At 55.9% G+C, this 21,351-nt stretch carries 23 protein-coding genes; 16 read left to right on the forward strand and 7 right to left on the reverse strand.

The genetic code is table 11. The annotated features are described in order from the left end of the window. The 7 genes from ACQK2Q_RS15235 to ACQK2Q_RS15265 all read left to right on the forward strand — a co-directional run bounded on the left by ACQK2Q_RS15235 (nucleotide 1) and on the right by ACQK2Q_RS15265 (nucleotide 7,320). Nucleotides 1-963 carry a hypothetical protein gene (locus tag ACQK2Q_RS15235; protein ID WP_425410598.1) on the forward strand — a complete coding sequence of 321 codons (963 nt, stop codon included), beginning with the start codon at nucleotides 1-3 and terminating at the stop codon, nucleotides 961-963. A 132-nt stretch (nucleotides 964-1,095) separates the two neighbouring features. Further along, entirely contained in the window at nucleotides 1,096-2,277 is a 1,182-nt protein-coding gene (locus ACQK2Q_RS15240; protein WP_425410599.1) for an LptF/LptG family permease, read from the forward strand. Next, a complete protein-coding gene (lptG, locus tag ACQK2Q_RS15245) occupies nucleotides 2,274-3,365 on the forward strand; it encodes an LPS export ABC transporter permease LptG (protein WP_425410600.1) in 1,092 nt (363 codons plus the stop codon). The genes ACQK2Q_RS15240 and lptG overlap by 4 nt, the downstream gene beginning before the upstream one ends. Nucleotides 3,366-3,478: 113 nt before the next feature. Next, entirely contained in the window at nucleotides 3,479-3,862 is a 384-nt protein-coding gene (locus ACQK2Q_RS15250; RefSeq protein ID WP_425410601.1) for a flagellar biosynthesis repressor FlbT, read from the forward strand. A gap of 83 nt (nucleotides 3,863-3,945) precedes the next feature. After that, nucleotides 3,946-5,208 carry a tRNA (N(6)-L-threonylcarbamoyladenosine(37)-C(2))-methylthiotransferase MtaB gene (gene mtaB, locus ACQK2Q_RS15255; protein WP_425410602.1) on the forward strand — a complete coding sequence of 421 codons (1,263 nt, stop codon included), beginning with the start codon at nucleotides 3,946-3,948 and terminating at the stop codon, nucleotides 5,206-5,208. A gap of 437 nt (nucleotides 5,209-5,645) precedes the next feature. After that, nucleotides 5,646-6,611, forward strand: coding sequence for a signal recognition particle-docking protein FtsY (ftsY, locus tag ACQK2Q_RS15260; RefSeq protein ID WP_425410603.1), 966 nt, complete (start codon nucleotides 5,646-5,648; stop codon nucleotides 6,609-6,611). Between the two features lie 19 nt (nucleotides 6,612-6,630). Beyond that, nucleotides 6,631-7,320, forward strand: coding sequence for an inner membrane-spanning protein YciB (locus ACQK2Q_RS15265; protein WP_425410604.1), 690 nt, complete (start codon nucleotides 6,631-6,633; stop codon nucleotides 7,318-7,320). Here the strand turns inward: ACQK2Q_RS15265 and ACQK2Q_RS15270 are convergent. Further along, nucleotides 7,317-7,850: an NUDIX hydrolase gene (locus ACQK2Q_RS15270; protein ID WP_425410605.1), complete on the reverse strand. Its 534-nt coding sequence runs from the start codon at nucleotides 7,848-7,850 to the stop codon at nucleotides 7,317-7,319. The genes ACQK2Q_RS15265 and ACQK2Q_RS15270 overlap by 4 nt on opposite strands. Nucleotides 7,851-8,162: 312 nt before the next feature. Here ACQK2Q_RS15270 and ACQK2Q_RS15275 point away from each other — a divergent pair, with 312 nt between their 5' ends. Then, entirely contained in the window at nucleotides 8,163-8,723 is a 561-nt protein-coding gene (locus ACQK2Q_RS15275; RefSeq protein WP_425410606.1) for a MarR family winged helix-turn-helix transcriptional regulator, read from the forward strand. An 87-nt stretch (nucleotides 8,724-8,810) separates the two neighbouring features. Here the strand turns inward: ACQK2Q_RS15275 and ACQK2Q_RS15280 are convergent, their stop codons facing one another. After that, entirely contained in the window at nucleotides 8,811-9,311 is a 501-nt protein-coding gene (locus tag ACQK2Q_RS15280; protein ID WP_425410607.1) for an RNA methyltransferase, read from the reverse strand. Nucleotides 9,312-9,410: 99 nt separating this feature from the next. On the opposite strand from ACQK2Q_RS15280, the gene ACQK2Q_RS15285 reads away from it, so the two are divergent. Beyond that, nucleotides 9,411-9,920, forward strand: a complete 510-nt coding sequence (locus tag ACQK2Q_RS15285) for a universal stress protein (RefSeq protein WP_425411175.1) — start codon at nucleotides 9,411-9,413, stop codon at nucleotides 9,918-9,920. An 8-nt stretch (nucleotides 9,921-9,928) separates the two neighbouring features. Here the strand turns inward: ACQK2Q_RS15285 and ACQK2Q_RS15290 are convergent, their stop codons facing one another. Continuing rightward, a complete protein-coding gene (locus ACQK2Q_RS15290) occupies nucleotides 9,929-10,732 on the reverse strand; it encodes an exodeoxyribonuclease III (RefSeq protein ID WP_425410608.1) in 804 nt (267 codons plus the stop codon). 102 nt (nucleotides 10,733-10,834) lie between these two features. Here ACQK2Q_RS15290 and ACQK2Q_RS15295 point away from each other — a divergent pair, with 102 nt between their 5' ends. Next, on the forward strand, nucleotides 10,835-11,626 hold the full coding sequence (locus ACQK2Q_RS15295) for a TSUP family transporter (RefSeq protein WP_425410609.1): 792 nt from the start codon (nucleotides 10,835-10,837) through the stop codon (nucleotides 11,624-11,626). On the opposite strand, the gene ACQK2Q_RS15300 is transcribed toward ACQK2Q_RS15295, so the two are convergent. The 4 genes from ACQK2Q_RS15300 to ACQK2Q_RS15315 all read right to left on the reverse strand — a co-directional run bounded on the left by ACQK2Q_RS15300 (nucleotide 11,613) and on the right by ACQK2Q_RS15315 (nucleotide 15,190). Then, nucleotides 11,613-12,209, reverse strand: coding sequence for a hypothetical protein (locus ACQK2Q_RS15300; RefSeq protein WP_425410610.1), 597 nt, complete (start codon nucleotides 12,207-12,209; stop codon nucleotides 11,613-11,615). The genes ACQK2Q_RS15295 and ACQK2Q_RS15300 overlap by 14 nt on opposite strands. Before the next feature lie 303 nt (nucleotides 12,210-12,512). Continuing rightward, nucleotides 12,513-13,298, reverse strand: coding sequence for a LolA family protein (locus tag ACQK2Q_RS15305; protein WP_425410611.1), 786 nt, complete (start codon nucleotides 13,296-13,298; stop codon nucleotides 12,513-12,515). A gap of 101 nt (nucleotides 13,299-13,399) precedes the next feature. Beyond that, nucleotides 13,400-14,068: a glutathione S-transferase family protein gene (locus ACQK2Q_RS15310; RefSeq protein ID WP_425410612.1), complete on the reverse strand. Its 669-nt coding sequence runs from the start codon at nucleotides 14,066-14,068 to the stop codon at nucleotides 13,400-13,402. A 9-nt stretch (nucleotides 14,069-14,077) separates the two neighbouring features. After that, a complete protein-coding gene (locus ACQK2Q_RS15315; protein WP_425410613.1) occupies nucleotides 14,078-15,190 on the reverse strand; it encodes an NADH:flavin oxidoreductase in 1,113 nt (370 codons plus the stop codon). A gap of 110 nt (nucleotides 15,191-15,300) precedes the next feature. On the opposite strand from ACQK2Q_RS15315, the gene ACQK2Q_RS15320 reads away from it, so the two are divergent. The 6 genes from ACQK2Q_RS15320 (at nucleotide 15,301) to ACQK2Q_RS15345 (ending at nucleotide 21,320) form a co-directional block, all read left to right on the forward strand. Beyond that, a complete protein-coding gene (locus tag ACQK2Q_RS15320) occupies nucleotides 15,301-16,245 on the forward strand; it encodes a sulfotransferase family protein (protein WP_425410614.1) in 945 nt (314 codons plus the stop codon). Nucleotides 16,246-16,286: 41 nt separating this feature from the next. Continuing rightward, nucleotides 16,287-17,339 (forward strand): GTPase ObgE, encoded by a 1,053-nt coding sequence (obgE, locus tag ACQK2Q_RS15325; RefSeq protein WP_425410615.1) that lies wholly within the window; start codon nucleotides 16,287-16,289, stop codon nucleotides 17,337-17,339. An 81-nt stretch (nucleotides 17,340-17,420) separates the two neighbouring features. Then, nucleotides 17,421-19,031, forward strand: a complete 1,611-nt coding sequence (gene egtD, locus ACQK2Q_RS15330) for an L-histidine N(alpha)-methyltransferase (RefSeq protein ID WP_425410616.1) — start codon at nucleotides 17,421-17,423, stop codon at nucleotides 19,029-19,031. Further along, nucleotides 19,010-19,597, forward strand: coding sequence for a ribosome silencing factor (gene rsfS / locus ACQK2Q_RS15335; RefSeq protein ID WP_425410617.1), 588 nt, complete (start codon nucleotides 19,010-19,012; stop codon nucleotides 19,595-19,597). Before egtD ends, rsfS begins: the two co-directional genes overlap by 22 nt. 23 nt (nucleotides 19,598-19,620) lie before the next feature. Next, nucleotides 19,621-20,100 carry a 23S rRNA (pseudouridine(1915)-N(3))-methyltransferase RlmH gene (rlmH, locus tag ACQK2Q_RS15340; protein ID WP_425410618.1) on the forward strand — a complete coding sequence of 160 codons (480 nt, stop codon included), beginning with the start codon at nucleotides 19,621-19,623 and terminating at the stop codon, nucleotides 20,098-20,100. After that, nucleotides 20,097-21,320, forward strand: coding sequence for a murein hydrolase activator EnvC family protein (locus ACQK2Q_RS15345; protein ID WP_425410619.1), 1,224 nt, complete (start codon nucleotides 20,097-20,099; stop codon nucleotides 21,318-21,320). Before rlmH ends, ACQK2Q_RS15345 begins: the two co-directional genes overlap by 4 nt. Nucleotides 21,321-21,351 lie beyond the last annotated feature (31 nt).

A 21,351-nucleotide genomic window follows, 5' to 3' on the forward strand; every position in this document is an offset into this window, starting at 1 on the left:
ATGTTTTTCGAGAGGCTGAAGTCGTTCGGCTCTGAAATGCAAATCCGCTGGAACGCCGTGCGCGAACGCGACGAAGTTCAGCGCGGACTTAAGGTCATACAGTACACGCTGCTTGCGCTGATCGTGGTCTACCTCATTTTTAAGCTAAGCCGTGTCGGCTGGCTTGAGGTCCTGGGCGCCTTGCCGGAATCGCCATGGTTTTATTTTTTCTTCGTGCTGCGGTTTCTCGCCGTTCCAGTCTCGGAGATAGCGCTTTATGAGATCATCTGGTCGTTGCCGCTCATAAGGCACTTCTTCGTCTTCATCAGGAAGCGCGTCTATAATTTCGCCGTCATGGGCTATTCGGGCGAAGCGTTTTTAACGCTCTGGGCGCGCCGTCGTCTGCGACTTTCCGATAAAAAGATTCTTGTGGGCGTTAAAGATAATAATCTTTTATCCGCTTTTGCATCTAACGCTGCAACCGTCATTTTGGTCGTTGCGCTTGCTCTAACCGGCGGGCTTGAGGCGGGACTTAAAGCGTTTCCGGGCGCAGGCTGGCTTTTTACGCTGGCGTTTTTATCGGCAGGCGGGCTTTCGGTTCTGGTGTTGATCTTTCGAGACAAATTGATGGCGCTGCCCAAAGGCGTGATGCCGAAACTGATTGGCGTTCACAGCGGTCGTCAGGCGCTGATTATTCTGCTGCATGCGGCCATGTATGCTTCAGCCCTGCCTGGCGCGCCGGTAATGGCGTGGATGACCTTTATCGCCATGCAACTGGTGTTGAGCCGCATACCATTTCTGCCCAACCAGGATATCGTTTATCTGGGCGCGGCTTTAAGCCTTTCCGCGATTGTCGGCGCGCCTGAAGCCGCGGTCGCAGGCATGCTCCTGGCCGAAGCCGGCCTGTCCCAGGCGTTCAATGTGGCGATGTTTTTCGCCACTGCGCATCTGGCGCGGACCGAATTCAAGCCTTCCGCAGCATGAAGCGCGCTCAATTTGTTCTATCGCCTTCCGAATTGGCGCGGAATTCGCTACAGACGCGGGAAGTCTCGCGAATGCAGGCGCTACTCGGCCATCGCGTTTAAATCAGTCTCCGGCAGGTGCCCCGCCACCCCTATGCATCTTATTGACCGTTACATTCTACGCGCCGTCGCGACGCCCCTTATTCTGGCGCTCGCCGTGGCCGGCATGCTCTTGTTGTTGGAGCATATGCTGCGCCTATTTGATTTTGTCCTGGCTGAGCAAGGGCCCGTTGATGTGGTCTGGCGGATGCTGGCAAATCTAGTGCCGCATTATCTCGGGCTTGCCTTGCCGCTAGGAACGTTTTTGGGGATTCTTCTCGCTTTTCGAAATTTCTCTATTTCGAGCGAGCTTGACGCCCTTTCCTCAAGCGGTGCGTCGTTCGGCCGGTTGATGCGGCCCATTTATATGCTGATCGGTCTCATTATGGTGCTGGATTTTCTGCTGGTCTCATACGTACAGCCTTTTGCGCGTTATGAATATCAGCAGATCCGGTTCGATGTGACGAGCGGCGCGCTTGGCATCAAAATACCGCCGGGAGAGTTCATTGAGATCAGCGATCAGGTGACAATCAGGCTCGGGGAGATTAATGCCGAAACGCGCGACGCACGCGAGATCTATCTGGAGCGGCGAGCGCTTGACGGCGGTAAGACCATCATAACGGCGCGTTACGGCGCCATTTCCACAACGCCGGAAATTTCATCGCTTCTGCTGAAGCTTCAGGACGGTCGGCAGGTGATCATCAATCCGTTTGGCGATCGTATCCAGACGCTGAATTTTGAAACGTTCGATCTGGAAGTTGATCTGCCGGCGATCGGCGTTTTTCGGGAAAGAGGCGGCGACGAGCGTGAGGCGACGATCAATGAAATCATTGCGCTTCTGGCGAGCGAATCGCCCCAGTCTTCTCCGCTATATAATGAATATCGCGCCGGCCTTCACTGGCGGATCATCCACCCGCTATCATTTCTCGTGTTGCCGATCCTCGCCGTTGCGATGGGAGTGACGGGACGTCGCCGGGCGTCGAACCTGAAGCCAGTCGTCGGCATCGCAATCCTCATCGTCTATCACGAAGTGCTTGAAGAATGGGGCAAGGTTGCCGCGCAGGATGGCTCAGTATCGCCATTTATTTCGATGTGGGGTATTTTCGCCATTTTCACGCTTGTATCTTTATCCCTCTACACCGGCTCAATCGATCAAGCGCGTACGGCGAAGGTCATGGCGCGGCGATCGCAGGAAACTGTCCGTATCGCGGCGCCGGCGGCGGATGCGGCTGAATGAATTTCGCGCGTAACATATTCACGATTTATGTCGGGCGGATGTTTCTCATCCGGTTTTTTGCCTTGCTGACATTCTTTGTGATCATTTTGCAGATGCTGGATCTGCTCAATCGTTCTGAAGACATTCTGGCTCCTGAGGGCGCCGGCTTTGATTCCGTTTTGCGGTACATTTCTTTGCGCGCGCCGCAAATTCTCAGCCAGTTCACCCCTTTTGCGGCGCTTTTGGGAGTTGTTTTCACGCTCGCCGGGCTTAGTCACTCCAGCGAGATTACGGTAATGCGCGCCGCCGGCATGTCAGTTCACCGCGTGCTGTTTCCGCTTGGCGTTGTATGCGCGGGCGTTACGTTTGCGCATTTTGTTTTTCATGAAGCGGTGACGGTAAAGACATCCGAAGCGCTCGATTACTGGGAGGTAAACGACTACGCGGTCGGTTTGCCGCCCGACAGCGATACGCGTACGGATATTCGCATCAGTTACGACAATGAGTTGATCGCCGCAGCCAGCGCGGCGCGAATTGGTGACGCGGTATTATTGACAGGCGTGACAATCAGCAGTCTCGATGCATCAGGATTGATTACAAGCGTTATCGAAGCGCGCCTCGCCCGTTACGAAGATGGGGGCTGGCGGCTGTTCGACGCGAGAACTTTTGCGGCGATGTCGCTCGACATTGACGATAATCCGGAGGTGATCTGGACCAATACGCTCGATCCGGAATTGCTGTTTGCGCTGACGCTTGAGCCGGACCAGACAAGCCTGCCGGAACTCGCTATGAAAATCCGTCAGTTGAGTGAAGACCAGGCGGATACGCGGGGCGCCATGACGGCGCTGTTGAGCCGGTTTTCTAAACCCATGGCGACCTTGGTGATGCCGCTGCTCGGCGCAATCGCCGGATTTGGCGTTCACCGGCAGGGCGTCATGCTGGCGCGAGCCGTCTCGGGCGCGGCGCTGGGATTTACATATTTTGTCGCGGAAAACCTGGCGCTGGCGCTGGGCGCGCTTGGGGTGGTCCCGGCTATAATCGGCGCGTTTTTCCCGCTGGCCCTTTTTATGGTTGTCGGCTTTTCCATTATTTTGGCGATGGAAAACTAGTTTTTCCAAACTATTCAACGGAATTTCCATTATAAGTTGTATTATTATCAACTATAGGTTGTTATTTCGTGTTGCATCGCATAAATTTTATTTACGCAATAATGGGGCATGCGATGAGCGGATTGATTTTAAAGCTGCGTCCTGGTGAAGAGCTTTTGATCAACGGCGTTCTCGTGGAAAATGGCGGCCGCAACACGCGGTTGCGCGTAAAATCTGAAGGCGCGCATATCTTGCGGCTGCGTGATGCGCTCACACCGGAAGAAGCGACGACGCCCCTGAAACGGGCTTACTACGTCGCGCAGCTCGCTGTCGCCGGCCAGATTTCGAACGCGGAGGCGGCGGACATGCTCAGCAGCGCCCTCCGCGAGAGTCTCGACTTTCCTGATATGGAAACGCTGTCGCACTGCATCGCACGCCATGATTTTTATCAGGTGATGCGAGCTTTGCGCAACGCGGCGCTGGCCGACAGGCCGGTGACGCAAGGCCGATATGCGTGACCGGCAATGGCGTGCCGCCGGTATAAGCGCGCAGTCTATTTCAAAACTTGTACTTGCAAGCTGGATGGCTCACATAGCAATCAATGCCAGAGTCGCCAGAAATAATTACCCTTGGTTGCCGCCTCAATCTTGCTGAAACCGAGGTCATGCGCCGACTTTCTTATGAAAGCGGTTGCCGCGATGCGGTTATTGTCAATACCTGCGCCGTAACCAACGAAGCGGTGCGCTCAGCCCGTCAAAAAATCAGACGCGCCAAACGCCGCTGGCCGGGCGCCAGAGTGATTGTCACCGGCTGCGCCGCGCAAACGACGCCAGAAACATTTGCCGCCATGCCGGAAGTGTCGGTTGTGATCGGGAACCAGGAAAAACTTGATCCGCGTCAATGGCGCGCGCTCGCTCAAGGCGAAAACGACATTGTGCGAGTCAATGACATTATGTCCGCGCGCGAGACGGCTGGCCATTTGATTGACGGCTATGGCGACCGCGCGCGTGCGTTTGTTCAGATACAAAATGGCTGCGACCATCGCTGCACCTTTTGTATCATACCCTATGGCCGCGGAAATTCGCGTTCAGCGCCGGTTGAAATGATAGTAGAACAAGCGAAGCGGCTGACGCAGGCCGGCCACCGCGAAATCGTGCTGACCGGCGTTGATATTACCTCTTGGGGCGCGGACCTGGACGGCGAACCTCGCCTCGGACGGTTAGTTGGTCGGCTTCTGGATTGCGTTCCCGATATTTTCAGGCTCAGGCTTTCCTCTATCGACGGTGCGGAAATCGATGATGAATTATTCGAACGCATTACCGGCGATGAACGGGTCGCGCCGCATCTGCATCTGTCGTTGCAAGCTGGCGACAATATGATCTTGAAACGCATGAAACGCCGCCATACGCGCGAGCAGGCGATCACGCTTTGCTGCGATGTTCGCAATCGGCGTCCGGAAATTGCTTTGGGTGCGGATATCATAGTCGGGTTTCCGACCGAAACCGAAGCGATGTTTGAGCGCAGCCTCGACATAGTCGGGGAGGCGGGGCTGCAATTTGTGCATGTATTTCCTTTTTCGCCGCGTAAAGGCACGCCGGCGGCGCGCATGCCGCAGGTTCCGGGTAATATTGCAAAAGAAAGAGCGCGCCGGTTGCGCGACGCGGGCGCGCGAAACCTCAGGGCGTTTCTAGATACGCAAGTGGGGGGTGTTTTCAACGCCATCCAGGAAAGCGGCGGACGCGCGCGCCTTGGCAACTATGCGCCGGTGCGGGTGACCGGCGAGGGCGTCCAACCAGGCGAGATCATTAAAACACTTATAACAGCGCGCGAAGGTGATGGTCTCGTTGGGGAGCGATTGCTGTGATTATAAAAACAAAAGCCGCCTTTTGGAAGGGCGGCTCTTTTCCTCGTCAACCGGAGGCTACTTTACGGGTTTCCCGGCTGGTTTCGCTGCTGGTTTGCCGGCGGGTTTTGCTGCCGGTTTTTTGTCAGCGGGTTTGTTTTGAGATTTAATGTTAGCCATCTGGCTCTCCATGTGCGGGCTGGAGGATTCCAGCCACGCTATAATAGTTACACCGTATAGAAACATTTCAAGTGGGTATGTGAGGCGTGAGCAATAATTTTTTGTCAGGTTTGTTCGGTAAGCGTAAGCAGGCGAAAGAATCGCCAGAGGAGCACCCCCCTATAGATTCGGAGGCGCTTCAACCAGCGCCCGAAAGAGACGTTGCAAACGAGAAGGCGCCCGCGCCGGAAAGTTCTCCGCCCGCCGCCCCCCTGGCGGCCGCTGAACCGGACGATGGTATGTCAACGGGGCTCGACGCCGCCCTTGAAAAGAAAACCGGCGGATGGTTTTCGCGGTTGCGAGACGGGCTGACGAAATCTTCTAGCAAGCTGTCGGAAGGTGTTTCTTCGATTTTTACTAAGCGCAAGCTTGACGATGAAACGATAGAGGACTTGCACGATTTGCTGGTGACGGCCGATCTCGGTGTCGCGGCGGCGACGCGCATCACGGAAGGGCTGGCGCAGGACAAGTTCGACAAGGATATTTCCGGCGCCGAAGTGCGCGCCGCGCTGGCGAGGGAAGTCGCCGCCACCTTAAAGCCGTTGGAAAAGCCGCTCGTTATTGATGTTGAGCGCAAACCTCATGTGCTGTTGATGGTGGGAGTAAACGGCGCCGGCAAGACGACCACCATTGGCAAGTTGGCCCGCAAATTTACCGATGAGGGTCTGAAAGTCATGCTCGCCGCCGGCGACACGTTCCGCGCCGCCGCAATAGAACAGCTTCAGGTCTGGGGGGCGCGCACCGGCGCGCCGGTGCTTGCAAAAACGGTCGGCGCCGACGCTGCAGGCCTTGCATTCGATGCGGTCAAACAGGCGCAGGCGGAGGGGATTGATGTGTTGATGATCGACACGGCGGGTCGGCTTCAGAATAAGCGCGAGTTGATGGATGAACTCGCTAAGATAGTGCGTGTCATAAAAAAATTGGACGAGACAGCGCCGCATGATGTGGTGTTAACGATTGACGCCACCGTGGGGCAGAATGCACTCAGTCAGGCGGAAGCGTTTACAGACATCGCCGGGGTGACCGGCATCGTTATGACTAAACTTGACGGTACGGCGCGGGGCGGCGTTCTGGTTGCGCTCGGCGACAAACACCATCTTCCTATACATTATGTCGGGGTTGGCGAGAGCGTTGAGGATTTGCACGTTTTCAACGCCGACCAGTTTGCGCAAGCGCTGGCGGGAACGGACGCTACAGCGCATTAACGTCTTCAAGGGAGCACTCATGTCAGCGATAGAAGAATCAAAAGGGCAAAAGCTCAGCGGCGGCGCCAAGCTTGCCGTAGATATGGGCCCGCTGGCCGTTTTCATGATCGCCTATTTTTTCGGACGCCGGTTGGCGCCGCTGATGGGCGGTCTTTTCGGACAGGATTGGACGATCGCGGAAGGTGAGGAAATGTTTCTGGCGATCGGATTGTTCATGCCCGCGTTCCTCGTTGCTTTTGTTTATTCCGTATGGAAAGAGCGCCGCGTGGCGCCAATGCTGCTGGTGACGGGCGTCATTGTCGGGGTTCTGGGCTCATTGACCCTAATTCTGCACAACAAAACATTCTTCTATATGAAGCCGACCATAGTATATGCCTTGTTTTCTTCAGTGCTTGCGGCTGGGCTGGCGACAAAGCAGAATTTCTTGAAACTGCTTTTCGACGGAGCGCTGCATTTACCGGACGACGCATGGCGCACGCTGACAATACGCTTTGCTGTCTTTTTTGCTGTCCTCGCCGTGTGCAACGAAATCGCCTGGCGCTATTTCATGCGCGATTGTGATCTAACGGGCGAGGCCGCCTGCGGCGGTGAAAAGTACTGGGTCAATCTCAAAGTCTTTGGGTTCACCATCATCAGCCTGGTATTTACCGCACTGCAGGCGCCGCTTATCGCCAAACACATGCCGGGCGAAGAGGCGGCGAAAGACTAAAGACCAGCCTGAGGATTGCTGGAGGGGGCGAAATCTTCGCGACCAATCACATCGCGGTGGTGTCTTAACGCCCAGCCAACGCTCGGAAAGGCGAGATCTCCCCACGGAATATCTGCCCAGTCAAAAAGCGCCACCGCCTCGCTTTCCGGGCCAGCGGCGAAGTGGTGCCGTTTCAATCGGGCGCGATAGATAATTTGCACCTGCGAAATACGAGGAATGGAATAGATCGCGAGGATGCGGTCGATCTCGATATCCGTGCACGCTTCTTCGTTCGCTTCTCTCCATGCGCCTTCTTCAGGTGTTTCGTTCAATTCAAGATAGCCCGCCGGCAAGGTCCAGTATCCGCGCCTAGGTTCAATGGCGCGGCGGCACAATAGGATACGGTCTCGCCAGGTTACTACGGACCCGGCGACGATTTTCGGGTTTTGGTAATCGACAAATCCACATTCAGCGCACACTTGTCGTTCAACATTATCACCAGGCGGAACAGTCCTGGTAAAATTTGGTTCCAACCGATATCGGCCGTTCATAGTCATGATCCTGACGAAATAGTGATCTCGCTACTGAAAAAAGTCCGTTTAAAGCCTAAATAGGGTCGGTGGGGGATTGACCGTAGACGATACATTTTTGTAGATGGCGTAAGACTGGCGTTCTATCAAAGCTCGCCAACTTGTAACCGTCCGGGTGAAGCATAATTTTGCACAGGGTCAAGAATCATGTGAAGCGATTTCACCCTAGCCCCGACGGAACTTACGCCGCGAACTTACCAATTGAGGCAAAATCGCTCAGGATTATATGTCAGCGGCGAAAAAGCCTCACCCTAGCCGAATATGGAGAATAAAATGGCTTATTCACTGAAAAATTCACCAGGACATCTGCTTCGCCGCGCGCAGCAATATGCCCATGACCTTTATTCCTCAGCGGTTGGTCCAAATGGCCCTACGCCGCGTCAGTATGAAGTGCTGCATGTCGTCGCCAACAATGAGGGCCTCAGCCAGACAGATCTCGTCCGGCACACCGGCATCGACCGTTCGACGCTGGCGGACATGATCGCCCGTATGATGAAAAAAGGCCTGTTGTCGCGCAAGCGCACAAAAGAAGACGCCCGCGCGAATGCCGTTTCCATCACTGCAGCGGGCAAGCGCATGCTGACCTCCGCTAACGCCAAGGTCGCCAAGGCCGAAAAAGGCGCGCTCAGCGTTCTACCGAAAACACAACAGGCGGCGTTCATGAAATCGTTGCGCGCCTATGCCGACGCTCTTGATAAAATGGATGAAGCCGCGGCTGCGCCTGCAAAACGCACGACGCGTAAAACCACAAAACGTAAAACCACGGCCCGCAAGACCGCCAAACGCAAAGCGCCGACAAAACGTAAAGCCAAGCGCAAGACGAAACGCCGCTAATCGCGCCGTAAAGATAGGTTCTTGAAACGCCGCCGGAAAACAACGCTCGGCGGCGTTTTTTGACATTTACCGTTCGCGCACAGGGCGTCATTGATCTGTCGGCTGAGCCGGGGTTTGCAAAGCGGATGACACAGACCGTACGCCGGGACCGCCGAGACTGATGGTCCGGTCGTACATGACCAGTGCGGCGGCGATGGAGAGATTGACGCAAAACCGCGTCGGAATTTTTACGATATGACTGCAGAGCTTTCTTGCCTCTAACGACAAGTCGCCCTTTTCGGGACCGAGCAGGTACGCCGCATTGAGCGGGTGACGAAAGCCAGGCAATGCAACTGCTTTTTCATCAAGCTCAATGCCGACTAGCACACACCCCTTCGGCAAATGCATTTCGTCCAATGTCGCCCACTCATAGACCGGTAAATGGGCGACGCTATTCGCCGTGTCGGACAGGTTGATCTTTCGCGCGTTGTGATGCGCCGCGATAGTGAACGCAAAGCTTGCGTTAAACGCATGCGCGGTACGCAAAACGGCGCCAAGATTCATTGGCTTTGAAATTCGTTCCGATCCGATGCCGAAATAGCCGCGCACTTACCCCGCCCTGGCAGTCTCTGAGGCTAAAAGCGGTAGCCTTCGCGGCGTATCGCGGTCAAGTGGACGGACCCTGCCGTTTCGGGGCATTATGCGGTGATGAACAACGAAGCGACTGGACCGAAAGAGAAGCCGGAGGAACGGATCAAGTTTCTCCTGATAGCTTCTGATAATGCGGAGGCGCGGCTAGCAGCGTTTTTCACTGGACGGCGCGCCCGGCGCTCCAATGCGCGCGTTGTTATTCTTTACGTCATGGAGCCGCCAGAGTTCGGTCACTGGGCCACAGTCGCTGAAACCATGCGCGCGGAAGCTGAGGAAAAAGCCGAGGCGCTGCTCGAAGAGTTTGCCGCCGAGGTCAAAGCCCAGTCGGGCGAGGCGCCGGAAGTGATTATGCGTGAAGGCGAACTAGCTGACGAATTGAAAAAGCTCATAGAGGAAGATCAGGAAATCGCGATTTTCTTCCTGGGCGCCTCGGCGGACAAGAGCGGACCAGGCCCATTAGTCGCATCGCTGGCGACAAAGCCTTCGTATCTTGGCGCGCGCCCGATCCCCGTTACTGTTGTGCCGGGTTCTATGACCCGCGATGAACTGCGCCGTCTATCCGGATAGATTTCGCCCTATAAGTCCAGCGTCAATGTCACCGGCGCATGATCGGAAGGCCGCTGCCAGCCGCGCGCCTCGTCATGGATCTGATAGGCGTTGCGTCCGCCTGAAAGCGCTTGCTTTTTCAGGGAAGGACTCACCCAAATATGATCGAGACGTCTGCCTCTGTTTGAGGCGCGCCAATCGCGCGCCCGGTATGACCACCAAGTGTAGAGTTTCTCCGGTTCCGGTATAAGTTCGCGCGCCACATCGACCCAGCCATGCGAAGCAATCACATTATGCAGTTTTTCAACTTCTACCGGCGTATGGGAGACGACTTTTAAAAGCTGTTTGTGCGACCAGACATCGTTTTCCGTAGGCGCGACATTCAAATCACCGACCAGAATTGATTTTTTGCGTGGACCGAGATCGGAAAACCATGCTGTCATTTCATCCAGAAAATCGAGTTTATGGGCGAACTTGTCATTGACCGTAGGGTCAGGCTCGTCTCCGCCTGCCGGCACATAAAAATTGTGAATGCGCACCCCTCCGGGAAGGCTTGCCGCTATATGGCGGCAGTCGCCTTTTTCACAGAACCCGCGCTTTTCCACATTTTTCAACGCCAAGCGTGAGACGATGGCGACGCCGTGATAGCCCGCCTGCCCGGATATGGCCTGATGCTCATACCCTGCTTCGCAAAAAGCTTTGGCGGGAAAGTTATCCTCCAGACATTTGATTTCCTGAAGGCACAAAACGTCCGGTTTGTGCGCCGCCAGAAACTTCCTGACGAGATCGATACGCAGCCGTACGGAATTGATGTTCCAGGTAGTGATCTTCATGAAAGAGATCCGGAGGAAGGGTGATCAGACGCGTTCGCTTTAGGGCCCGACAATCGCCGTCGTCAAGGCGCGATATGCGCGATACGATTGCGGCAGGCTGCGGTGCGGCATATTACCGCCAAAATGACGCCCGATCTTGTCTTTTTACCTGATAACCTGCCGGTCTGGGCGGCGCTGGTCGCTATTATTGCAAGTTTTTTTACGGCCGCATTGACCGCGGCGTTTGGGCTTGGCGGCGGGCTGGCGCTGCTGGCTTTGATGAGCGTTATCTTTCCGCCGAGCGCCGTTATACCCGTGCACGGCGTGGCGCAGGCCGGGTCCAACGCTGGGCGTCTTTTACTGCAACGGCGCGATGTGATCTGGAGGATTGTTCTGATTTTCAGCGCCGGCGGGGCGATTGGAGCCGGGGTAGGCGGGCGTCTAGCCGTCGAGGCTCCCGTCTGGCTCCTGCGGGGCGGTGTTGCTTGTTTTATTTTGGTTTCAGTATGGGGTCCGCGTCCAAAAAAACTTACATTGGGACCCGCTACATTTTTTACAACTGGGGCGATTGCTGCGTTTCTCACCATGTTTTTTGGAGCGACAGGACCGATTGCGGCAACCATGCTGTCGGCCGCGCAGCTGGACCGCCTCAATCTCGTCGCTACGCACGCCGCCTGCATGGTTATTCAGCATGCATTCAAAATTATTGCATTTGGCCTCTTGGGCTTCGCCTTCGGCCAGTGGACTTTCGTGATCATCGCAATTGTGATTTCAGGTTTCGCAGGAACCTATGTAGGTACGCATTTTCTGCGAAAAATGCCCGAGGCGACATTTAAAAGCGGATTTAAACAAATACTGACGGTGATCGCGATTTACCTCCTAATCGCCGCAGCGGTTGAATTCAGAACAGGTTGAAAGAAGACCCGGTGATGCTCACGGGCCATCGGCCGAATTCAAACAGGCGAAATTTGGCTGCAAAGGGGTGATTTTCCGCATCGAAATCTGCATTCGCAGCAGCGATCAGCGCAAGCGCGGCGCCGTTCGCCGCCTGCACAGCCGCCCCGACGCCCAGCGTCTTGATAGCGTTGTCTTCGAGATCGCTGAGATAGGAAAGCTCCTCGATCGCATCCTTCGCCGGATCGGAGACTTTTTCGGCGATTAGCGCCATGCCGATACGCAGCGCGTCTTCCGATAGCAAACCGAGGGCTCGGCCTGTGAGATCAGCGCGCAGCGATTCTTCTGCTTCCCATGCCGGGCTCTGCCAATCGAGGCTTTCCGCAACAGATGCTGCGTCTTCCCAATCGGGCAACATGGCGATCTCCGCGCCCGGAAAGCCGAGACCGGAACAGTAATCATCTGCCGCCGCCTTCGCGCCCGGCGTCAGCGCCTCACCTATATTGGCGAACCACGGGATACGATCGAGTGAGCGGGCGAAACGGGAAAGCCGTGCGAGACCCGGAAGCTCGCGCTCAAGATCTTCCAATTCAATATCGTCCATGGGGCGGCCTCATTATGTTTGATGTTCATATCGCGATGAAACGCTACAAAAAAAGGCGTCCGACCTTTTAAAGGATCGGACGCCAAGCTGCGCTGTTGCGCCTACGCCGGGAGGGGATATTCCGGCGACGCGAAGGCTATCAGGCCTGCAAGCGGGGGGGCAACGCCGGCCCGAGCTTCAACGCCTATCGCGTACTGTTACATTAACGCATCACTGGCCGGTTTTTCAATAGAGAGGTCAAAAAAAACTTGCCTGTGACACTGTTACAAAATGGCAATTTACGATTCGCATGAATTGTCGGTTTTATCGGTCCAGAAAGCGTCCGCCCGAGTCCGGCGCTCGAAAGAGGCTGTTTGCGAGGCGTTCGCCCGACTTCACATTGTCGAGAGTAACGACGGTGACGCCGCCTTGCAGGTCACGCACGATCCACCGGCGCAATTCGAAGTCGGGAGCGTTTGCGATCAGAGTTAATTCTCCTTCAGTCTCTTCGTCCGTTGAGGAAAAAGTGACGGCGACGTTATCGACGCCGCGATCAACAGCGACAACTTGCGCCTCATCGCGATCAACTTCCTTACTCAGCAAAAATTTCAGAGGGGTTTTGCCGACGGGATAGGAGTCGGTTGTTTCGAGATCATTGTCGCGCACATAAACCAGACCGCCATTTGCGACGATCAGGAGTGGGGTCGGCGGTTCATAATCAAACCGCAATAGACCGGGGCGGCGCAGATAAAATTTTCCTGAAGAGACGGCGCCGGACGGCGCGATCTGAGTGAAGTCGCCGCTCAGCGTGTCAAGATCCTCAATATATGTGATGAGCTTCTCAGCTACTGTCTCATCGGATTCACTTTCAAAAACCAGCGGATCTTCAAGCGGTAATGTCGCTGCTGTATCGGCGCTATTCGCAACTTTGGGACTTTGCGTCTGCGATTCGCGTAGAGCAGGCTCTGAAGGCGATGGCGCAGCGCTGTCATCAGCCGTTTGATCCGCAAGAGCTATTGTCATGAGCGGCGCCGCGCCAATCCCAGGGTGCGCATCAAGCGCGACGTTGGCGCCGGCGAGCGCTATCAGGGAGAATAAAGACAAATTCATATATCGTCCTTTACCGTCGTGTCCGGCTAAACTTAAGGACGCAGCGGGTCAAAAACCAGACGTAAATAAGGCGAGAAACCGACTCGCGGCGCACGAATTCGTTATCGCATGAGGGCGTAAGGCCCGCCGCGCTCCAAAGCACGGATGTAAGCCGGACGCGCCTGAAAACGCTCTACGGTTGATGCAATATTGGGATAGGCGCTTACATCGCCGCGTGCGGCAAAAGCTTCCATAGGAAAGCTCATATTAATGTCGGCGGCAGTGATATCGTCCCCGGCAAGCCAGCCGGTCGCGGAAAGCGCGTTTTCGAGATAATCGAACAGCACTTTTGCCGTTTGATCAAGATAGCCGTCGCGCACACCCTTTACGAGCCGCTTTGCGATGGGCCGCGCGAAGAACGGCATCGGCGCGGTTTCCATTTTATTCAGCAGCAGCGTCATCACCATAGGCGGCATGTAAGAGCCCTCCGCCGCATGCATCCAGTAGCGGTGCTTTTCAAAAGCGTCGGTCCCGCGCGCCGGCCGCAAACGTCCATCTCCATAATGATCGAGTATGTATTCAAACATGGCGCCGGTTTCCGCATAAACGCCGCCATCATTTTCGATAACGGGCGATTTTCCGAGCGGATGAACTTTTCTCAGCGCATCAGGCGCAAGGTTGGTTTTCTTGTCACGCTCATATCGCTTCACGTCATAAGAAACGCCAAGCTCCTCGAGCAGCCACAAAACACGTTGCGAACGAGAGTTTTCAAGATGGTGAACGATGATCATCGGCAGCTCCTATGATAGCGAGGCGAGGGCGTCTTTAGAAAACGACATCAGCTCATCATGCCGTCCGTTTTTGATTTTTACAGCCCATGCCGGGTCCTGCAAAAGCGCGCGCCCAACAGCAATCAAGTCAAAATCGCCGCGCTCCATGCGGCGTACCAGCTCATCAAGGCTGGCGGGTTGGGAAACTTCCCCGCCGTAGGCTGCGATAAATTCACCGGATAGTCCGACCGACCCGACTGAAATAGAAGGCTTGCCCGTGATTTTTTTCGCCCAGCCAGCGAAATTCAGATCGGATCCCTCAAATTCTGTTTCCCAGAACCGGCGCTGTGAACAGTGAATGATATCGACGCCCGCTTCAACAAGCGGTGTCAGCCACTGCTCCATTTCATCGGGCGTTTTCGCAGTTTTTGCAGCAAAATCCTGCTGCTTCCATTGTGAAAGGCGGATAATCAAGGGATAACTTGCACCCACGCGCTCGCGCGTACGCCGGATGATCTCACAGGCGAAGCGCGTTCGACTGCTCCAGTCTCCGCCCCATTGGTCTGTGCGCTGATTGGTCTGATCCCAGAAAAAACTATCGATCAAATAGCTGTGCGCGCCATGAAATTCGACGCAATCGAAACCAAGGTCTTTCGCGGCGGCGGCGGCGTCTACAAATTCGCAGACAGCCGTTTCGATTTCCGTTTCAGTCATCGGCTCCCACAAAGGCTTGCCGGGTACTTTGACGCCCGACGCGGACCATGACGGCGCGTCGGGATGTTTGGACTTGGCGGGATCCCGATACGGCCCCTCGTGCCAAAGTTGCAGGCCCATTTTACCACCGCCGGCATGCACGCCTTCTATCACGCTTTTCCAGCCTGCCTTGGCCTCATCAGTAACAATATTAGGTACATTAGGCGTTCCCGTCGCCGTCACGGCGTTAGTTGAAACGCCTTCCGAAAGGATCAGCCCGACGTCTGCCTCAGCCCGCCGACGGTAGTACGCTGCGACATCCGCATTCGGAACATTGCCTGGAGAAAAGCTGCGCGTCATCGGCGCCATGACAATGCGATTTGCAAGTGAGAGGTTTGTCGTTTCCAACGGCGCAAATAGTACGTCGCTTACATCACTTACGGTAGTCATAACGGCTCCTTGTCGGGTCAATTGTGCAAAATGCTCATCAGTAGAATTACATCTCGTTATGCCAGCGTTTTACCGCTTGCCAACAAATTTACGCAGCGATAGCAAGAAGCGTGGAAGCCTCGCGTGTAAATTTACAACCGATCTTCGTCGGCGGTTGCGACCGCAGCGGCACCACGTTTCTAGGCGCGACGCTTGCGCGATTTCCCGGCGTAGTCGCACTTCCAGAGTCGCAATTCATTTATGAGACCGCGCGCATGCGGCTCGAAGACGGCATTTCGCTCTCTGACATCGCCGGTTATATTTCCAGACATAGACGCTTCGCCGCATGGCGCGACGCAGGATGCGCCCCGGCGCGCCATCATCTTTGCGCCGGTCAGAGTTACCGGGATTTTCTAGAAGCATTGATCCGCGACTATGCGCGCGCCACGGGCGTTGAGATGGTGCATGCATTTGTCGATCATTCTCCGCAAAACAGTTTCAACCTTCGCAAATTGCGTCAGATTTTCTCTAATCTGCAATTCGCGCATATCATTCGCGACGGTCGCGGGGTCGCAGCCTCGCTCATGCCGCAGGACTGGGGTCCGAACGATATTCTTGAAACTGCGGAATACTGGGAACTGAATGTCGCCGCCGGCTTCGCCGCGGCGGATTTTATGCAAGACGCGGCCAGAAATCTTCGATTCGAAGCCCTGATCGGCGAAGACGCAGAAACTCTGAACGTAATTGCAAAGCTGGCGGGAGCGGCGTCGTTCGATACGGCGTACGATAATACCAGTTACTGTGTGCCCTCTTACGCCGGCGCGACGCACGCGCTTGTAGATAAAAAGCCTTCTCCTGAAAGATCAATGGCGTGGCGCGCGAGGCTTTCGGAAAGACAGGTCGAGCTATTCGAAAACGCCGCCGGCGCACTGCTTGAAGCACTGGGATACACGCTTGTTTTTCCGCGAGGAAGCGCCCGCAAGCCAGGCCGCGCGGAACGCGCCTCGATCATGGTAAAGCGATGGTTCGCTTATCGGCGAAATCGCCGCAGGATGCGGGCGCGGATCACTGCCTAGCCGCCCTGTTTTTAAATTTCTTCGCGCCTATAGTGTACGTTATGAAATTTCTTGATCGTGCAAAAATTTACATAAAAAGCGGCGCTGGCGGCAATGGATGCATGTCGTTCCGGCGAGAGAAGTTTGTGGAATTCGGCGGGCCCAATGGCGGCGACGGCGGTGCAGGCGGTCATGTCTGGGCCGAGGCCGTAGAAAACCTCAATACACTGATCGACTTTCGCTATCAGCAGCATTACCGGGCAAAGAACGGGCGCCCAGGCGAAGGCTCAAACTGCACCGGCGCTGACGGCGCCGATCTCGTTATCAAGGTGCCTGTGGGTACGCAGATTTTTGAAGAAGACGAACAGACGCTGATCGCCGATCTCGATGAGGCTGGCGAGCGCGTATTGCTGGCCAAGGGCGGCAATGGCGGTTTCGGCAATGCGCGATTTAAGTCGTCGACCAATCAGGCGCCCCGGCGCGCCAATCCAGGTCAGCCTGCTGAACAGCGCACGATTTGGCTGCGCTTGAAACTGATCGCCGATATCGGTCTCGTTGGCTTGCCCAATGCGGGCAAATCAACATTTCTGGCGGCGGTATCGGCGGCCAAGCCCAAGATTGCCGATTACCCGTTCACAACCTTGCATCCCAACCTGGGCGTAGTGCGCGTCGGCGAGGGGCAAAGTTTTGTGCTGGCTGATATTCCCGGCCTGATCGCGGGCGCACATGAGGGGGCCGGCATCGGGGACCGCTTTCTCGGTCACGTGGAGAGGTGCGCCGCGCTGTTGCATCTGGTGGACGGCACAAGCGAAGATGTGGCGGGAGACTATATTACCGTACGAAAAGAACTCGCCGCTTATGGCGGCGCGTTGGACGATAAAACCGAAATCGTCGCGCTCAATAAAATCGACGCGCTGACCGATGAAGACATCAAGACGCGCCTCGCGCTGCTCACGGCCGCCGCCGGAAAAGATGTGATGCTGCTTTCCGGCGTTACGGGGGCTGGCGTCCCGCCGTTAAAGGGGCGATTGCTCGACCTGGCAAAGGAAGCGCGCTCACATCAGGCCAGTAAAGTCAATGAAAATGAAGAGACCGGTGAAGGCTGGTCGCCGTAACTCTGTTTTGTATTGTCGCCGCAGCGCGCTTATGTAAATCGGTTAACACGACCAACATCCCTGCGACGCATTGGAAACATTTTGCATAACGACAACACAACAAACCGCCGCATCGGCCTATTAGGCGGCTCATTCAATCCAGCGCATGACGGGCATCGCGAGATTTCGCTCGCTGCACTCAAAGTGCTGGCGCTCGATGTCGTATGGTGGCTCGTCAGTCCCGGCAATCCTCTCAAGGATGCGACCGATTACGCCTCTTATGAAGACCGTTTGATCGAGGCGCGTGCGGTGAGCAATCATCCGGATATCGTGGTCAGCGATTTCGAACGTCGCCACAGCATTCAGTATACGGTAGAGACCTTGTCGCGCATCAAGGAATTGAACGCCAGCGCGAATTTTGTCTGGCTGATGGGCGCTGACAGCCTTGCGACGTTTCATCACTGGCGCGACTGGATGAAGATCGCTGAAATTGCACCCATGGCGGTGTTTAATCGACCGGGTTATGGAAAAGAGGCGCAACAGAGCGAGGCGGCGAAGACGCTGTCATCATTTCAGTTGCCGATTCAGCAAGCGTCCCGTCTAGCCGATGCGGAACCACCTGCATGGATTTATGTTTCCGATACAGATAATCCGATCTCATCAACCGAAATCAGGAGCAAGACCATCAAGCCCAATTCCAACCCTGACGCGACTCGAAGCGAAACGGATCGGGGCGAGCTACAGGCGCCCCTTGGCCCGTTAGCTTATTTCCTCGATCTGCATCCAGACCTCGGTGATTTCCGGACTGATGTGCTTGGAGGACTAGTGCAAGATCAAAAGTGGATATCGCCAAAATATTTTTACGATGAACGCGGATCAAAGCTTTTCAACCGTATCACGCAGCTCAAGGAGTATTATCCAACCCGTACTGAAAAAAACGTTTTCGAGACTCATGAAAAAGAGATCATCCGTTCTATCGGACGCGGCGTTTCGATTTTTGAATATGGCTCCGGATCGAGCGAAAAGATCGAGTGGCTGGCGCGCGGCGTGGAAGACGCAGCCGCTTACGTCGCCATGGATATTTCGCGCGAACATCTGCTGGAAAGCGCGACTGCGCTCGCCGGGCAGTTACCGTTGCCAGTTGCAGCCGTTTGCGCAGATTTTCACGCGCCTGTTGTTTTGCCGCAAGGGATTTTGCCGTCGCCGGATCACTGGCTCGGCTACTTTCCGGGTTCGACGATAGGGAATATGCTGCCTGAAACCGCCGCAGCGTTTCTCAGCCGCGCGGCGAAAACGTTGGGCGATGATGCGCAATTCCTGATTGGCGTCGATCTCGTGAAGGAGCGGGACATTCTTGAAGCGGCTTATAATGATGATGATGGCGTCACCGCCGCTTTCAATTTGAACCTCCTCGCCCGCATGCAAAGTGAGTTAGGGGCTGATCTCGATATGGAAGATTTCGAACACGATGCATTCTACAACGAGACCGCCGGCAGGATTGAAATGCATTTGCGCGCACGGAGGAAAACATCGATTGCGCTTGACGGTCAAAATTTTGTGTTTGAGGCAGGCGAAAGCTTACATACGGAAAATTCACACAAATTCACGATCGAAAAGTTCGAAAACCTTGTTAACGCAACGCCGTGGCGCCTTGAAAAACACTGGACAGACGCCAACCACTGGTACGCTGCGTGCCTTTTAAGCAACAATTAAATTTTTCGGCTCTGGTTGGAGCGGGCTTTGAACCCTATTATATTTGCAGTGCGGGAGCGTTCCCGCGTGGCTCATGGAGGAAGACGCTGAATTCACAGCCCGGTAATGCGGTCGCCGGTAAGGCCGCGATCAAGCTCGTAACTAGCGGCGCCAAAGGCGCGTCAGACGAGCGCACGCACGAGGACGAGATTCAACTGGATGACCTCTCGCCCGAAGCGCGCAGTGAAAAAATACTCTCTCTTATTTTGCAGGAACTGGACGACGATAAGGCCGAGGACGTCGTGACCATTGACCTTGCGGGAAAGTCTGATATCGCCGACGCCATGATTGTGGCGTCAGGGCGGTCGCAACGGCATGTGAGCGCTATGGCGGACAAGATTTTGCGCGGCTTGAAAGATGTCGGTTTCGGCCGCGCCAAAATCGAGGGCGCCGCGGCGTGCGACTGGGTGTTGATCGACGCTGAAGACGTCATTGTTCATCTGTTCCGGCCGGAAGTGCGTTCATTTTACAATCTTGAACGGGTCTGGTCCGAGACGGCGCACGCGTCTGCAAAAGCGGACGCGTAAGCGCGCGGCACCAAGGCACGCCTATGAAACTCCTGATCGGCGCCATCGGGAAAATGCGCGGCGCGTCCGAAAGCGCACTCTTTAAAGACTATTGTGACCGTACCGCAGTCATGGGCCGCGGCATCGGCGTCTCAGGCGTCCACCTGAAAGAGCGCGAGGCGCCGAAATCACTTTCCGGACCGACGCTGACGCAGCGCGAAGGGTCGTTATTACTCGCCGCTGCGCCGGACAACGCGGAGATCATCGCGTTAGACGAACGCGGTGAAAACATATCCAGCAAAAAACTCGCGGCCTATCTTGATGCGCTGCGTAAGAATAGAATTGATGCAGCGTTTTTGATCGGCGGCGCCGGCGGGCACGACGAAGCGGTAAGACAACGGGCCGGAAAGATTATTTCCTTTGGCGCCGCGACTTGGCCGCACATACTGGTCAGGGTTATGCTGGCGGAACAGTTATACCGCGCCGTCACTATCTTAACCGGTCACCCCTATCATCGCGCATGAAACGCTTCCTTGCCATATTTCTTTTAGCGTTCTGCGACCCGCAGCCGGGCGCCGCTCAGGTAAATGCTGACGATCTGAAAGAAGTCGAAGAGCAGCTTAAGGAGCGTGCGCGAGAGGAAAAACGCCTGCGTGAGGAAGCCGAGGCACGCAAAAAGGAAGTCGCCGCGCTGCGTCACCGACTGATTGAAACGGCGAACTCTCTGCAGGAGGCCGAACGCAAAATCGCCGGTCTGGAAGACTCGATCGCAGAGCTTGAGGCCGAAAAAACCGAAGCCGAAGCTTCGCTGCGCAGTGAAAGCCAGAATTTGTCGGAAGTCCTGGCGGCGCTTCAGTCGCTTGAGCTTTCGCGCCCCCCGGCGCTGCTGGTCTCGCCGGAAGACGCCAATGAGGCGGCGCGCGCGGCGATGCTGCTGTCTGACGCTGCGCCTGAGGTCGAGGCGCGGGCGGCGCGTTTGCGCGCCGCGGTGGAGCGCCTCTCCGAATTGGCGGCTGCGCTCGAAAAGGACCGCGCCAGCTACGCCGCCACTAACCGGGAGCTTCAGTCCCGCCGGGATGTTCTTGCCGAGTTGATGGAACAAAAAGAGGAAGAACGCGACGTCGCCGAGGCGCTTGCTGCATCCGCTCAGCGCGAGACCGCCAGAATCGCGGCGCAAGCCAGCAGTCTGCGGGAAATGATCGAACGACTCTCGCGCCTCGCACATTCCATCACGCCCCGGATCAAGCCCGCGCCGCCGAAAAGCGCACCTGCGCCGGACGCTGCACCGCGTCCGCCCAGCATCAAGCGGGCGGCGCCGCAGCCTTTTGTCAGCGCGATGCCGTTCGACAAGGCGCGGGGCGCGCTGAGGCCCCCTGTCGCAGGCCGTGTCATCGGTGAATTTGGTAAACGCCGACCGGAAGGCGGTAATTTCGAGGGCATGCGCTTTGCAGTACGCGATCAAGGTATTGTGACCGCGCCTTTTGAAGGCCGCGTCGCTTTCGCGATGGAATGGCGTCCTGTCGGCAATATGATCGTCTTGGACGTCGGCGAAGGGTATCATATACTGCTGATAGGCGTCGGCGAGATCCTTGTCCGGGAGCATCAGCGGATTACCGCTGGCGAACCGGTGGCGGAAATGGCCGGCGGGGGCGCAAATCTGGATCTGGAGATCCGGAAAAATGGAGAGCCTGTTAACCCCGCGTTGTGGCTCTCGCGTAAAAGTATGGAAGGATTGGCGCTCTAGCCGGTCGCAGCAAGGTGTAAACGAATGAGAC

The organism is Hyphococcus sp. (assembly GCF_965228385.1).
Classification (GTDB): domain Bacteria; phylum Pseudomonadota; class Alphaproteobacteria; order Caulobacterales; family Parvularculaceae; genus Hyphococcus.